This window comes from Sphingomonas astragali, from assembly GCF_051400615.1.
Classification (GTDB): Bacteria; Pseudomonadota; Alphaproteobacteria; order Sphingomonadales; family Sphingomonadaceae; genus Sphingomonas.
The window spans coordinates 296,946-310,943 of record NZ_JBLFFH010000003.1 but is presented as its reverse complement, the minus strand read 5'-3'; the positions used below and the strand labels follow the sequence as shown (position 1 = coordinate 310,943).

Genomic DNA, 13,998 nt, shown 5'->3' with positions numbered 1-13,998 from the left:
CCTCCTATCGCCCAGCCGCACCGGCTCGGCAAGCGAGGCGCCGGGAGGAGGAACCAAAACGGGCCTTCGTCGATAAAGGGCGCAGCGGAGGGTATCGGCGTGACGAAGCGATGGTGGGAGGCCGGATGCGTCTATCAGGTCTATCCGCGCTCGTTCCAGGACAGCGACGGCGACGGCGTCGGCGATCTCAATGGCATCCGGCGGCGGCTCGACCATCTCGCCGACCTCGGCGTCGACGCGATCTGGCTGTCGCCGATGTTTCCATCGCCGATGGCCGACTTCGGCTACGACGTCGCCGATTACTGCGGGGTCGATCCGCTGTTCGGGACGATCGAGGACTTCGACGCGCTCCTCGCCGCGGCGCACGAACGCGGGCTCAGGCTGCTGCTCGACTTCGTGCCCAACCACAGCTCCGACCGGCACCCCTGGTTCGTCGAGAGCCGTTCATCGCGTACCTCGCCCAAGCGCGACTGGTACATCTGGCGCGATCCCGCGCCGGGCGGCGGACCGCCCAACAACTGGACGAGCGACTTCGGCGGCCCGGCCTGGGAACATGACGCGGCGACCGGCCAATATTACTACCACGCCTTCCTGAAGGAGCAGCCCGACCTCAACTGGCGCAACCCTGAGCTGCGCCGGGCGATGTTCGACGCCATGCGCTTCTGGCTCGACCGCGGCGTCGACGGCTTCCGCATCGACGTGCTGTGGCATATCGTCAAGGCGGAGGGCTTTCCCGACAATCCGCCGAACCCCGACTATCATCCGTCGATGGGCGAGAAGTTCATGGTCCTCCAGCTCAACTCGACCGATCAGCCCGAGGTCCACGACGTCATCGCCGAGATGCGCGCGCTCGCCGACAGCTATGGCGGCGGGGACGAGCGGGTGCTGATCGGCGAAATCTGCCTGCCGCTGTCGAAGCTCGTCACCTATTACGGCGCGCAGGCGAAGGGCGTGCACCTCCCCTTCAACTTCGAGCTGATCGAGGCGCCATGGAACGCGCGCGGCATCGCGAGCTTCATCGAAGCCTATGAGGCCGCGCTGCCGCGCGGCGCCTGGCCCAACTGGGTGCTGGGCAGCCACGACGCCCGACGGATCGCCGGCCGGCTGGGCGAGGCGCAGGCGCGGGTCGCGGCGATGCTGCTGCTCACGCTGCGCGGCACGCCCACCATCTACCAGGGCGACGAGATCGGGATCGGCGAGGTGGTGCTGCGCCCCGATCAGGTGCGCGACCCCAAGGAGCTGCGGGAGCCGGGGCTCGGGCTCGGCCGCGATCCGGCGCGGACGCCGATGGCATGGGACGGCTCGGCCAACGCCGGCTTCACCACCGGCACGCCCTGGCTGCCGCTCCATCGCGACTGGCCGACCCGCAACGTCGCGGCGGAGCGGGAGGACCCGGCGTCGATGCTCAACCTCTACCGCCGCCTGCTGCATCTCCGGCGCCGGCATCCGGCGCTGTCGATCGGCAGCTACACGCCCGTCGAAGCCGAGGGGGATGTGCTCGCCTATCTGCGACGCAGCGGCGACGAGGCATTCCTCGTGGTGCTGAACCTCGGCTCCGAATCCCACGCGATGCCGGAGATCGCCAAAGGGTTCGAGCCGATCCTCTCGACGCTCCACGGCGACCTTCCCACGGACCGCACGCGGCTGCGGCCGAACGAAGCCATTCTGTCGATCCGACGTTAGGAGACGCTGCTTGCGCGTTGCGATGCTGAGTTCGATTTCATGGCGCACCCCGCCCCGCGCCTACGGCCCCTGGGAGCTCGCCACCAGCCTGCTCACCGAGGCGCTGGTCGCGCGCGGGGTCGACGTCACGTTGTTCGCGACCGCCGACTCGCTCACCGCCGGCCGGCTCGAAGCGGTCGCGCCGCGCGGCTATTCGGAGGACCCGACGCTCGATGCCAAGGTGCAGGAGATCCTGCACATCGCCAACCTGTTCGAGCGTGCGGGCGAGTTCGACCTCATCCACAATCAGGCCGACTTCATGCCGCTCGCCTTCTCGCGGCTGGTCGCGACGCCGATGGTGACGACGATCCACGGCTTCTCGTCCGAGCGGATCGTGCCGGCCTATCGCCGCTATGACGACCGCGTCGCCTATGTCGCGATCAGCGAGGCCGACCGCCACCCGGACCTCAGCTATGCCGCGACCATCCACCACGGCATCCGGATCGAGGATTTCGCGTTCGATCCGGTGGGCGGCCCCGATCTCGTCTTCTTCGGCCGTATCCATCCCGACAAGGGTGCGGCCGAGGCGATCCGCGCCGCGCGCGCGTCAGGACATCGGCTGAGAATGGCGGGCATCGTCCAGGACCAGGGCTATCACGAGCGCGAAGTCGCCCCCTTCATCGACGGCGACCGGGTGAACCACCTCGGCGTCGTCGGCGGCGCCGATCGGGCGCGGACGCTGGGTCAGGCCAAGGCGCTGCTCCACCTCATCGGCTTCGAGGAACCGTTCGGATTGTCGGTGGTGGAAGCGCTCGCCTGCGGCACGCCGGTGATCGCCTATCCCCGTGGGTCGATGCCCGAGCTGATCGAGGACGGCGTGACCGGCTTCCTCGTCCGCGATCTGGATGAGGCCGTCGCCGCGATCGGGCGGATCGGCGAGATCGACCGCGCCGCCTGCCGCCGCGCGGCGGAGGCGCGCTTTTCGGTGAACCGCATGGCGGATGAGTATCTTGCCCTCTATCGCCGCATCCTCGGCAAGCCGGGCGGCACGGCTTGCGCCGCCTGAGGCGATCGCGTTTCAGGACGAAGGGGGCATGAGCGCTCGGGCATCGCGCCGACGGGTTGCGATCAGCCTCAGCCAGGGGGCCGAGTGGAAGATGCTCATCAGCACGTACATCGGCACCATGCCGCCCAGCGGCGATCCGTCATGCGCAGCCGAGCACAGGATATCCGCCGGCCCGCCGCCATGACGGGTGCCGAGCAGCGCCATCGCCGCGAAGGCGGGCGCTGCCGCGAGGCTCAGCCGGTCGGCGGCACCGAGCGAAGCCACGGCGCCGCGATCACCACCGTCCGCGTTGCGGACACGTTCGCCCGTTCGATCCTGGCTCATGCCTTCCCCCATGGGCTATGCGTCGCGGTTCCGGAACGCCGCCTCTCCGACATCCGACACCTCGACCCATTTCGGGTCGGGCGTTGCCTCGGCGGGGTAATTGTCGTGCCAATTCCACCACTTGTACGTAGGTGTCTGGGGATAGCCTTCGGGCGAGTCCTCCCAGACCTCCTGGCGCCCGAGCGCGGTGATGTCGAGATAGCTCCAGGTGCTCCCCATCGCCTCGTCGCCGCGGTTGTTGACGAAATAGGTGCGGAACACTTGGGCGCCGTCGCGGATGAACGCGTTGGTGCCGTGCCATTCGTCCACGCCGAAATCGGCGTCGAAGCTGTCGATGATGGTGTACCAGGGGATTTCCCAGCCCATCCGCGCCTTCAGACGCGCGATGTCGGCCTGCGGCGCTCGCGAGGCGAACACGAGGGTCGTATCGCGCGCGTTCAGATGGGCGAGGTGCGCGACCTGATCGGCCACCATCGAGCAGCCGCGGCACGCATGGTCGGGCCAGCCGAACACGCCGGGCTCAAAGAAGGCGCGGTAGACGATCAGCTGGCGCCGCCCCTCGAACAGGTCGAGCAGGCTCGCCTTGCCCTGCGGTCCTTCGAAACCATAGTCCCTCTCCACGGCCAGCCACGGCATCCGCCGGCGCTCGGCGGCCAGGGCATCGCGGGCGCGGGTCAGCGCCTTCTCCTTCACGAGCAGCTGCTGGCGCGCCGCCTCCCATTCCTCGGGCGACGCGACCGGTGGCCGGTTCTTCAGCCATCCGATTTCCTGATGCATGACCATCCTCCTGATCCTTCCGACATCCTCGATCACCGGTTCGCTTCTCAAGAGTCCTGCCCGCCGGTGATCGCGCCGATGCGCGAGACGACCTGCGTCCAGCCGCCGCTCATGGTCCGGTAGGCGGAGTCGTTCCTGGGCAGGACGAAGCCCGAATGGACGAGGCGCAGCCGCGTTCCGCCATCGACGCTCTCCAGCGTGAAGGTGACGACGGTATCGAGCCGCGAGCCATAGCCGACGTTGCCCTCGTGCCCGCCTTTCCAGGAATAGGCGAACCGCGTGTCGGGGATGACCTCGAGCACTTCGCACTGGATGGTGCCGTCCCACTCTCCGGCCGGCGTCGTACGATAGGTGAAGCGGTTGCCGACCACGGGCTCGAACCCGGACGGCTCCATACCGAGCCAGCGGCCCATCAGCGCACCGGAGGTCAGCGTCTTCCAGATCGTCTCGGGAGCGTGAGGGAAGATCTCGTCGACGACGATCTCCCCGGCCCCCGTCTGCGAGGCGGCGCTGGTCATGGGTCGATCTCCTTGAGAAGGGTGCGCAGGTCGGCGAACCGCTCGCGCCAGAAGACGTCGTAGTGGCCGAGCCAGTCGAACAGCGGGGCGAGACCCTCCGGCCTGGCGCGGTAGAAGACGTTGCGCCCCTGGGGGCGTTCGGTGACGAGGCCGGCCTGCTTCAGCGTCTTGAGATGCTGCGACACGGCGCCCTGCGTCACGCCGCTGACGCGCGTCAGCTCGGCGACGTTGAGCTCCGCGGATCGGGCGATCCGGTCGAAGACCGCACGCCGGGTCGGATCGGCCAGCGCGCGCATGACGATGTCGACGTTCGGAGCCTCGGTCATGCTAATCAATTAGCAATTGCTAATTGATTAGGCAAGGCTAATGTTTAGACGACCCCTCAGATGTCACGACATTATCGCGAGGAGCGGCCAGATCACCTTGGAGCGGGCGCGACGGCGCTCGTCATGTTCGACAAGCTGGTTCAGCCTGGCAGCTTTCGGGGGCTCGCACGGGAACGGCCGTCACCAACGTCCCGGGAAGCCGATATAATCATCCCTTTCGTCACGAGCGCGTAATATCTCTTCCGCACCGCCCATCGCAAGCCGGATGGGGGGAAAGCGATGGCTTTGGAAATGGCAATACTCCGCGGAAGGATCCTGGTGCGAGGCGGCATTCCACGGCACTCGTGCCGAATTCGCCGGGAATGCCGCCCGTCGGGCCCGGGGAGATAGGCGCGCCGAGGCCCGGAGCCGCCGAACCGCCGACACGCGACGCAAGCTCGCAAGAGACGCCGCATCCCGGGCTCCTCGGAGTCCGGGACACGCAGGCGTTCGCCACCAAACAAACAGCAAGCCGATGTCCGGACAATCTGAAAAGGGAACCAAACATGCACCGCAAGTTCAGCCGTTTTGAGCGCACGACGCATCTTCTCATCGGGGTGGCCGTCGCAGCCCTGACGGTGGCTCCGGCCACGGCGCAGACGACGCCGGCCGCAGACAGCGAAACGGGGGAGGATATCGTGGTTTCCGGTTATCGCCGCAGCCTCGAGGAAGCGATCGACATCAAGCGCGAGACGATCGGCTTTTCCGATTCCATCGTCGCTACCGACATCGCCGATTTTCCCGAGCAGAACCTCTCCGAAGCGCTGCAGCGCGTGCCGGGCGTGACGATCGAGCGCGACAAGGGCCTCGGCACCCGCGTCAACGTCCGCGGGCTGCCGACCGAGTTCACCTTCGTCTCGATCAACAAGCTGGCGACTGCGTCGGGCTCGGGCGGCCGTGACGTCGAGTTCGACATCTTCGCCTCCGAACTGATCCAGTCGGTTACCGTGCAGAAGTCGCCGACCGCGGCGGACGAGGAAGGCGGCATCGCCGGTTCGGTCTCGATCCGCACCGCGCGGCCGTTCGACAATCCCGGCCTGCGTCTCGTCGGCAGCGCGGAAGGCGCGTACAACTCGATTTCCGAGAAGGTCGATCCGAGCTTCTCGTTCCTCGCGAGCAATACGTTCGGCGATTTCGGCGTGCTGGTCTCGGTCGCCAAGCAGCAGCGCACCAATCGCACCGACTCCAACTCGGGCATCAATTTCCGCCCGATCTCGCGCTGGACCGACCGGAACAACGCCAACCGGACCCAAGCGATCGCAGTGCTGGCGCGCGACGCGGGCGTGACCTTCACCGACGCCGACAAGAACAGGATCGTCTTCCTCGACAAGGTCGGCGACCGGGTCTATCTCAACGACCAGGATCGGCTCGGCATCTCGGGCTCGATCCAATACAAGCCCAGCGATACGTTCAGCCTCGCCTTCGACGCATTCGTCGGCTCCTATGACACGGTCGAGGACGAATATGACGCGGCGGGCTATTCGGCGTCGAGCAACTCGACGCTCGATACCATCCACGAATATGACGATACGACGCTGTCCGACGCCGGCATCATCGTGCTGCGCGACGTTTCCTACACCAACACCCAGCATGAATTCCTGAGCAAGGAATATGTCAACGAGACCGACTATCGCCAGTTCGGCGGCGAGCTGAACTGGGAGACCGGCAACTGGCGGATCAATGCGCTGGGCGGCTATTCGGGCGCGAAGAAGACGCTCGACTATGCCAATCTCAAGCACGTCGCCTATGCGCCGTCGCGGACCCGCTATACCGAGACCGGCGGCGAGACGATCCCGAGCGCCGATCCGGACACGATCGACATGTACAATTCGCCCGAATCCTATCTGTTCGAGGCATATGAGACGACGCGCGAGCAGATCAAGGACGACAAGTACGCGGCGCAGCTTGATGTGAGCTACGCGTTCGACTCGTCCGTGCTGCAGCGCTTCAACTTCGGCGGTCGCTACACAAACAAGACCAACGAGCGCGAATATGGCGAGGAGAAGATCCAGGGCCCGACGCGCGGCAGCACCGCCTATGTCAACGTCCGCACGCTCGCGGACAGCCCGCTAGAGAATGTGACCGATATGGTCGGCGGGAAAGCGTACCAGGCGCGCGACCTCAGCTGGGCGCAGATCTCGAACGACTATGCCCGCGACTTCTTCCGGCCCGACGGCTTCGTCACCCCCTTCGACGACGGCCAATATTACAAGGTCAAGGAGGAGACGCTGGCCGGCTACGCCATGGTCGACTTCAAGTTCGACATCGCGGTGCCGGTCTTCGTGAACCTGGGCGGCCGCTATATCCGTACCACCGTCCGGTCGGAGGGCTTCCACCAGGTGCAGAATCCGGACGGTTCGACCGGCTACACCGATGCACCGGTGGCGAGCGAGGGCCGCTACGAAAAGTTCCTGCCGTCGTTCAACGCACATGCCGAGTTGACCGACAGCCTCTACCTGCGCGCCGCCGCCTCGCAGACGCTGATCCGTCCCGCGCTGACCGACCTCGCCTACAAGCGCACGGCGAGCTGGAACGACTTCCGCTTCACCGACGGCAACCCCAATCTCAAACCCACCTATGCCGATCAGTGGGAAGTCGGGGTCGAGAAGTATCTCGGCCGCGGCGGCATCCTCGCGGCTTCCTATTTCTGGAAGAAGATCAAGGGCGTGGTGCAGAACGAGTTGACCGGCGTGGTTCCCGACGTGACCAAGTACAATGCCAACGGCACGATCGACGGTGTCTACGACTTCGACGTCTATCAGCCCGTGAACGCAGAAGGTTCGTACGATGTGAGCGGCATCGAGCTCAACGCGGTGCTGCCGCTGGGCATGTTCGCCGACTGGGCGGACGGCTTCGGCATCAACGCCAACGTCACCTTCCTCGACAGTTCGCTGACCGGCGAGTCCGACCTCGACATCCCGACCTCACCGATCGGGCTGGCCGACAATACCTACAACGCCACCGTCTTCTACGACAAGGGCCCGATCTCGGTGCGCGTGTCGTACAACCGCAAGGGCGCCTATGTGGAGCGGATCGAGCGGAACATGTACCCTGTCTACCGTGACGCCTATGGCCAGTTCGACATCGCGGCGAGCTATCAGGTGACGCGCAACTTCCGCGTCGAGCTGCAGGGCATCAACATCGGCAACGCCAAGACCACGGGTTACACGATGGATCCGTCTTTCCCGACCACTTACGAATTCTCGGGGAACCGCATCAGCCTGGGCGTCCGCGCGCAGTTCTGATCCCTGCCGTGCCCTTCGCCGGGCGGCGGGGGCACGGCATCCACATTGTCACAATCGTCCTCTAGCTACCCGCTCACCGGGTCCGGCGTGCGCGCGCCGGACCAGCTCTTTTTTGGAGTTCGCAATGTTCTGGCTGCCCGCCCTGCTCGCCGCGGCACCTGCCGAGGAGTCGGTCCGCATCAACGACTTGATGATGATCGGCACGCACAACAGCTACAAGCAGGCGATGCCGCCCGAGCGGATGGCCAGGCTGCGCGAGCGCGATCCCAGGAGTGCGGACGCGCTCGACTATGCGCATCGTCCGCTCGTCGAGCAGCTCGACGCGGGCGCCCGGCAGCTCGAGTTCGACATCTGGTACGACCCCCGGGGCGGGCTCTATGCGGACGGGTCAAAGGATCCCGCGATGCTGCGCCCGGGTTTCAAGGTCCAGCACATGGCCGGGTTCGACGATCGCTCGAGCTGCGCGACGCTGGTGCAATGCCTGACGATCATCCGCGACTGGTCGAATGCGCACCCGGGCCATATGCCGATCCTGTTGATGTTCAATACCAAGGACGATGGCGAGTTCATCAAGGGCGAAGCCTTCACCGAGACCGCCTATGACGCGCTCGACGCCGAGGTCCGATCGGTACTCGCGCCGAGCAAGCTGGTCGTGCCCGACGATGTCCAGGGCGAATATCCCACGCTGCGCGACGCCGTGCTCGCCAACAATTGGCCGACGCTCGATGCCGCGCGCGGCAAGTTCCTGTTCGCGCTCGACGAGGTCGAAGCGAAGGTCGCGCTCTACCGCGGCAAGCGCAAGTCGCTCGAAGGACGTGTCTTCTTCGTCAACACCGACGAGAATTCACCCGCCGCCGCTTATCTGACGCTCAACGAGCCGATCGGCGATGCGGACAGGATCGCTCGCGCGGTGAAGGCCAATTTCCTCGTCCGTACCCGTGCCGATGCCAACACCCGCGAAGCCCGGGCAAACGATATTCGCCCGCGCGATGCCGCGTTCCGCAGCGGCGCGCACTATATCTCGACCGATTATCTCTGGCCCGACAAGCGTTTTGTCGGCGGCTATCGCGTGACGATGCCGGGCGGCGCCGTGGCGCTGTGCAACCCCGTCCGCCGGCCGCAGGGGTGCGGCGGCGCCATCACCGAACCGATCGCTCGCTGACCTTCCTCCGGAGTCCTTCCCGCGACATCACCCTCGCTGCCCTGCTAGCGGGGCAGATCCTGACCGCAGCCTTCACCGAAACGACGCCGCGCTCCCGCATCGTCGATAGCCCCATCAAACGAACCCGCGTCCTCTGATCCGGATCACCGGCACGAATGCGCCGTTTTCCGGAGCTGGCAGCGTCAAGCGCAATGCGTCAGCGTCGCGACGGAATTGCAACTCGGGGCCGCCGATCAGGTCGATGCGCTCAATCACCGCGTCCGGCAGCGCTTTCGAGCCGAGCGAGGCGATGGCGCTTTCGGCCTGGGGCCAATCGAGGAAGATCGCGTAAAGCGCGGCGCCCTTCTTCGTGAACCGCACGTCGTGAGCCGTGTACGGCTTCTGCTTCTCCTCGCCGAAGGCACCGGCGGGCGGCGGCTGGGTCGGCCCCTCGCCGAAACTGCTCCAAGGCCGCGTGCCGAAGATCGCCTCACCGTTGCGCGCGTTCCAGGCGGCGATCTGATCGACGATTGCCTCCTCTTTTTCGTCGATCGTTCCGTCGCCGCGCACCGGAATGCTCAGCAGCAGATTGCCGTTTTTCGAGACGATATCGCTCAACATCTGAACGACCAGCTTGGCGGGCTTGTAGGCGTCGTCCCTATATACTCCCCGCGAGTAGTGCCAGCTGCCGATGCAGGTGCATGTCTGCCACGGCTCCGCGCGAATCTCGTTGAGCACGCCGCGCTCGACATCCTCGACGATGGCGCGGCGCTGGAATCCCTCGAGCTTCTTGCCGAATACCACGACATCGAGTTCGCCGCCCTTCGCCAGCGCCTGGTTGTAGTAGTGCGCGACCGCATCGAGACCGGCCTGTTCGAGCGGCAGGCCGGTGTTGTCGAAGTAGATCAGGTCGGGCCGGTAATCGTCGACGATCTGGTTCTGACGCAGCAACCATCTCCGAACGAACTCGGGGTTGGACGGCGGCGAGGTCTCGATCCATTGGCCGTCGCGCTTGTCGTGCCATTCGGTCATCGCTTCGTTGGTGCCGATCCCGGGCGGCGCGACGAAAGAGGGTCCGGTGTAGAGCTCCTGGGGGTCAAGCCCCTCCCAGAACGTGCCCTTGCCGTGGCGCTTCCTCCGCCAATAGGCGTCGTAGCGGCGGCCGCGCATCGGCCCTTCCGGATCGTAGCCATAGGCCGTCTGGTACCAATGCCAGGCATGGGCGGCATGATTGGAGATGCCGAACTTCAATCCGGTCTGCCGAACGACCTTTTCCCATCCGCGCAAGATGTCCTTCCTGGGCCCGACCCTAACGCTGTTCCAGCCGTGGTGCCTGCTGTCGAAGAGATCGAGGTTGTCATGGTGGTTCGCCATCGCGAAGAAGTATCGCGCGCCGGCGTTGACATAGCGGCGGATGAGATATTCGGGATCCCAGTTCTCCGCCTTCCATTGGCCGATGATGTCGAGAAACCCGGTCCGGCTCGGATGGCCGTAACGCTTCAGGTGGTGCTCGTAAGCAGTCTCCCCTTTCATCCACGAAGGTCGGCCCGGCAGGTACATCAGGCGGGCGTACCAATCGCCATGCTCGGGTTGGCATTGGGGGCCCCAATGCGCCCAGATGCCGAATTTGGCGTCGCGGAACCATTCCGGCACGTGAAACACGGAGGCAAGCGACTGCCAGTCCGCCCGAACCGGCCCGCTCGAAGCCGCCTGACGGCCACCGGCCGCGCCGGAAAGAGCGGCTGCCGAGCCGGTCAAGAGAACATCGCGTCTCGTCAGCATAGCCCCTCTGACGAATGGTGCATGGAAATCCCCTCTCCTAGCGTGAAATCGACGATAGGTGCCGAGCCGGACTTTCTTCGTCAGCGCGGCATTGTGCGGGAACAGGTATCAGTTGCCCTTGAACTCGGCAATTCCGGGTGAATCGTGTAGCTGTATTTGCCGGTCCGTCAGGTCGCCGCGATAGGTCCACAGGCCCTTGAGCGAAGGCGCGATGGCATAGGAAACCTTCTCTTCGCCAACCACAAGAGGAGCGGGATCGGCGGTGAACTTGTCGCGGAAGAGAGGTTCACGTCCGGACGTCATGCAGTGCCGCGGTAGCAAAACCAGGCGGTTCAGAACGTCGCGCGCACGCCGAAATTGTACCGCGCGCCGGTGTCCTGAAGCATCAGGAAGCGGTCTTCGATGGCCGACCACTCGTGGACCCGCGAGTTGGTTACGTTGACGCCCTGGACGTAAAGCTGGAAGTTCGGCGTCACGTCATAGGCGAGGTTGAAATCGAGCTGACCATAGGCCGATCGGTTTCGCGGACGTGCCTGATCGGACCGGCAGGCACGAAGATAGTCCGAACGCCAGTTATAGGAAACGCGTGCCGCCAGGCCGAACTTCTCGTAGAACACGCTGCCATTCGCCGAATGGGGCGAAAGCCCGTTGTAACCGCAGTCATAGTCCGACAGCGTCGTGTCGCGATTGGCCTTGCTGTCGACATAGGTGTAGTTGCCGGCCACGCCGAAGCCCGACACGAAACCGCCCAGGAAATCGAGCGAATACTGGCCGCCCACCTCGATCCCGCGGATATAGCCCGTCTGGCCGTTGCGCGTGCGCGTATCCTGGAATACGCGCCCGAACCGCTCGACCGGCAGCGTCTGGAGCTCGAGGAAATCGCTGAGATCCTTGTAGAAGCCGCCGATGCTGACATAGCTCACCGATGACAGATACCATTCCAGCGACAGATCGTAGTTGGTCGACTTGAACGGTTGCAGCGTCGGATTGCCGCCGCTCGACAACGGGACCGACACGCGGCCGCCAAATGAATTGTCCACGCCCAGATCGGTAAGGGTCGGGCGGGTCACGGTCTGGGAAAAAGCCGCACGCGCGATCAATTTGTCGGTCAAGTTCACCTTGAGATTCGCCGACGGCAGCGCATTGACATAGCTGTTGCGGATCGAAATCGGCGTGGCATCGCCATACTGATACTGTAGGGTATCGTCGCCGGGCGTGTTGGTGATGTTCACCACCGGCAGATCAAATCCGCGCGAGATCGTTTGTGTGCGGACCACCCGAACGCCGGCATTCCCCGACCAGTTCGTTCCGCCGAACTGCATGGCGATGTAGCCGGCCACCACCTTTTCCTGGACATCGAGCCGGCTGCCCAGGTTCTCGCGTACGCCATAGGGGCCACCGGGCAACGCCAGCAGGCGTGCCGCTTCGGCGGCCTGCTCCTCCGCGGTTCGGCCTTGGCGGGGACGGGCCAGGTTCGCCGGATCGGAGAGGAAGGCGATCACCGCGCGCGGGTCATAGGTGAAGAATTGCGCGGGCACATTCTCGCTGCCGGACACGCCCGACAGGAAATTGTCGAGCATGAAGGGCTCGAGCAGCGAGGTGTCCATCGGGATCTCGTACCCGCAATAGGCGCAATTCCCGTCCTGGTTGTTCTGCGTACGCCGGAGCTTGCTGCGATCGGAATAGGAGAAGCCGATCCGGACCGCCTGCAATACGCTGCCGTGCACCTTGAATTCGGTGTCGAGGTGATATTCGGACCCCTCGTCTCGCACGCGATTATCGTCGACGGCCGTGAAATGCGCACGCATCAGCGACGGATCAGTGATGTTGCCCGAATTGGACGCGATCGGCAGGTCGTTGCCCTTGTTCAGATCGAAGCGCGGGCTGGTCTGCGCCAGCGAGCCGACCACGACGAACATGCCCGGCGCGCGCTGCTTCGCACGGGTGGTCGAGGCGTCGAACCGCATTTCGACGTCGTCCGCCGGCCGCCATCTAAGATTGCCGCCGATCTGATAGGTAGTGGTCAGCCGATCGCTCGGATTGACGATATTGTCGTTCTGCGAGAGCGACACCACGTCGGCCAAGCCGGGATTGGCGGCGAGGAATTGCTGCCCGGGACGATTGAAACCGGTCACCGTACCATGCTCGTCCGCCTCCATTCCGATATAGGGCGCGGAGTAGAAGTTCGCGAAGATGTTGCGGTCGCTGAACACGTCGAACTTCGAATAGATGCCGTCGACGGTCAGCAGCAGCCTGTCGCTCAACTGCGCCTGGAATGTGCCGGAGACGTTGATGCGCCGCCGGCGATCCAGCTGGCGGGCGAACTGGAGATTCTGCGGCGTATGCACATCGCCGGGCGTGGTGACGATCGCATCGGGCGTCAGCCCGGTCGAATCCGCCGTCCCGTCCACCACCCGCTGCGGTCCGAACAGCCAGCCTTCGGTGCGTACATAGTCGAGCTGGCTGTAGCGATCGGTGTAGGACCCCGCCAGCACGAGGCCGATCGTCTTTCCTTCGTTGGTGAAGGAGGCGACCGCAGACAGATCGGGACTCACCTTGTCGCGCAGCGTGTCATAGATGCCGCCGGCCGACGCGGCGACGTGAAAGCCGCTGCGTCCCTCCAGCGGACGGGCGGTGACGATGTTCACGGTGGCACCGATGCCGCCTTCCTGCAGCTCGGGCACGCTGGATTTGTAGACGTCGGTGCGCTGGATCATGTTCGACGACAGCACGTCGAACGAGAATTCGCGGCCCGGATTATCCGTCGCCATCACGCGACCGTTGACCAGCACCGTGTTGAATTCCGGTCCCAGCCCGCGGACCGTGATGAACTGGCCCTCGCCGCCCGACCGATCGATGGCGACGCCGGTGATGCGCTGGAGCGATTCGGCGATGTTGGCGTCGGGAAATTTGCCGACGTCCTCGGCGGAAATGGTGTCGACGATCTGCTGGGCCTCGCGCTTGACCCGTGCCGAGGAGGCGAGGCTGCCGCGGATGCCGGTCACCACGATGTCCTCGGCTTGCTGGACATCTTCTTCTGTAGCGCGCGCCGGCTCGGCGGGGGCGGGATCCTGCTCCTGAGCGCGCGCATTCGCAGTCGGGAGCAGCGCAATTGTTG

The 13,998-nt window shown here is 65.0% G+C and carries 11 protein-coding genes; 4 read left to right on the top strand and 7 right to left on the bottom strand.

The window, feature by feature from the left end; all coding sequences use genetic code 11:
* Window positions 1-99: 99 nt before the first annotated feature.
* Window positions 100-1,683, top strand: coding sequence for an alpha-amylase family glycosyl hydrolase (locus ACMGER_RS16055; RefSeq protein ID WP_436813166.1), 1,584 nt, complete (start codon window positions 100-102; stop codon window positions 1,681-1,683).
* 10 nt (window positions 1,684-1,693) lie between these two features.
* Window positions 1,694-2,728 (top strand): glycosyltransferase family 4 protein, encoded by a 1,035-nt coding sequence (locus ACMGER_RS16050; protein ID WP_436813165.1) that lies wholly within the window; start codon window positions 1,694-1,696, stop codon window positions 2,726-2,728.
* Window positions 2,729-2,740: 12 nt separating this feature from the next.
* On the opposite strand, the gene ACMGER_RS16045 is transcribed toward ACMGER_RS16050, so the two are convergent.
* Genes ACMGER_RS16045 through ACMGER_RS16030 form a run of 4 tightly spaced genes read right to left on the bottom strand, consistent with a single transcriptional unit; the run spans window position 2,741 to window position 4,673 of the window.
* Window positions 2,741-3,052 carry a hypothetical protein gene (locus ACMGER_RS16045; protein WP_436813164.1) on the bottom strand — a complete coding sequence of 104 codons (312 nt, stop codon included), beginning with the start codon at window positions 3,050-3,052 and terminating at the stop codon, window positions 2,741-2,743.
* A gap of 15 nt (window positions 3,053-3,067) precedes the next feature.
* On the bottom strand, window positions 3,068-3,829 hold the full coding sequence (locus ACMGER_RS16040) for a DUF899 domain-containing protein (RefSeq protein ID WP_436813163.1): 762 nt from the start codon (window positions 3,827-3,829) through the stop codon (window positions 3,068-3,070).
* Window positions 3,830-3,876: 47 nt separating this feature from the next.
* A complete protein-coding gene (locus ACMGER_RS16035; RefSeq protein WP_436813162.1) occupies window positions 3,877-4,347 on the bottom strand; it encodes an SRPBCC family protein in 471 nt (156 codons plus the stop codon).
* Window positions 4,344-4,673: an ArsR/SmtB family transcription factor gene (locus ACMGER_RS16030; protein ID WP_436813161.1), complete on the bottom strand. Its 330-nt coding sequence runs from the start codon at window positions 4,671-4,673 to the stop codon at window positions 4,344-4,346. The genes ACMGER_RS16035 and ACMGER_RS16030 overlap by 4 nt, the downstream gene beginning before the upstream one ends.
* Window positions 4,674-5,218: 545 nt before the next feature.
* Between ACMGER_RS16030 and ACMGER_RS16025 the strand changes: the two genes are divergently transcribed.
* Both ACMGER_RS16025 and ACMGER_RS16020 read left to right on the top strand, forming a co-directional pair.
* Window positions 5,219-7,957, top strand: a complete 2,739-nt coding sequence (locus tag ACMGER_RS16025; RefSeq protein ID WP_436813160.1) for a TonB-dependent receptor — start codon at window positions 5,219-5,221, stop codon at window positions 7,955-7,957.
* 124 nt (window positions 7,958-8,081) lie between these two features.
* Window positions 8,082-9,119, top strand: a complete 1,038-nt coding sequence (locus ACMGER_RS16020) for a phosphatidylinositol-specific phospholipase C1-like protein (RefSeq protein WP_436813159.1) — start codon at window positions 8,082-8,084, stop codon at window positions 9,117-9,119.
* 114 nt (window positions 9,120-9,233) lie between these two features.
* Here the strand turns inward: ACMGER_RS16020 and ACMGER_RS16015 are convergent, their stop codons facing one another.
* The 3 genes from ACMGER_RS16015 to ACMGER_RS16005 form a co-directional block, all read right to left on the bottom strand.
* A complete protein-coding gene (locus tag ACMGER_RS16015) occupies window positions 9,234-10,880 on the bottom strand; it encodes an alpha-L-fucosidase (protein WP_436813158.1) in 1,647 nt (548 codons plus the stop codon).
* Between the two features lie 108 nt (window positions 10,881-10,988).
* Window positions 10,989-11,183 carry a hypothetical protein gene (locus tag ACMGER_RS16010; protein WP_436813157.1) on the bottom strand — a complete coding sequence of 65 codons (195 nt, stop codon included), beginning with the start codon at window positions 11,181-11,183 and terminating at the stop codon, window positions 10,989-10,991.
* 29 nt (window positions 11,184-11,212) lie between these two features.
* Window positions 11,213-13,885: a TonB-dependent receptor gene (locus tag ACMGER_RS16005; protein WP_436813156.1), complete on the bottom strand. Its 2,673-nt coding sequence runs from the start codon at window positions 13,883-13,885 to the stop codon at window positions 11,213-11,215.
* Window positions 13,886-13,998: the final 113 nt, after the last annotated feature.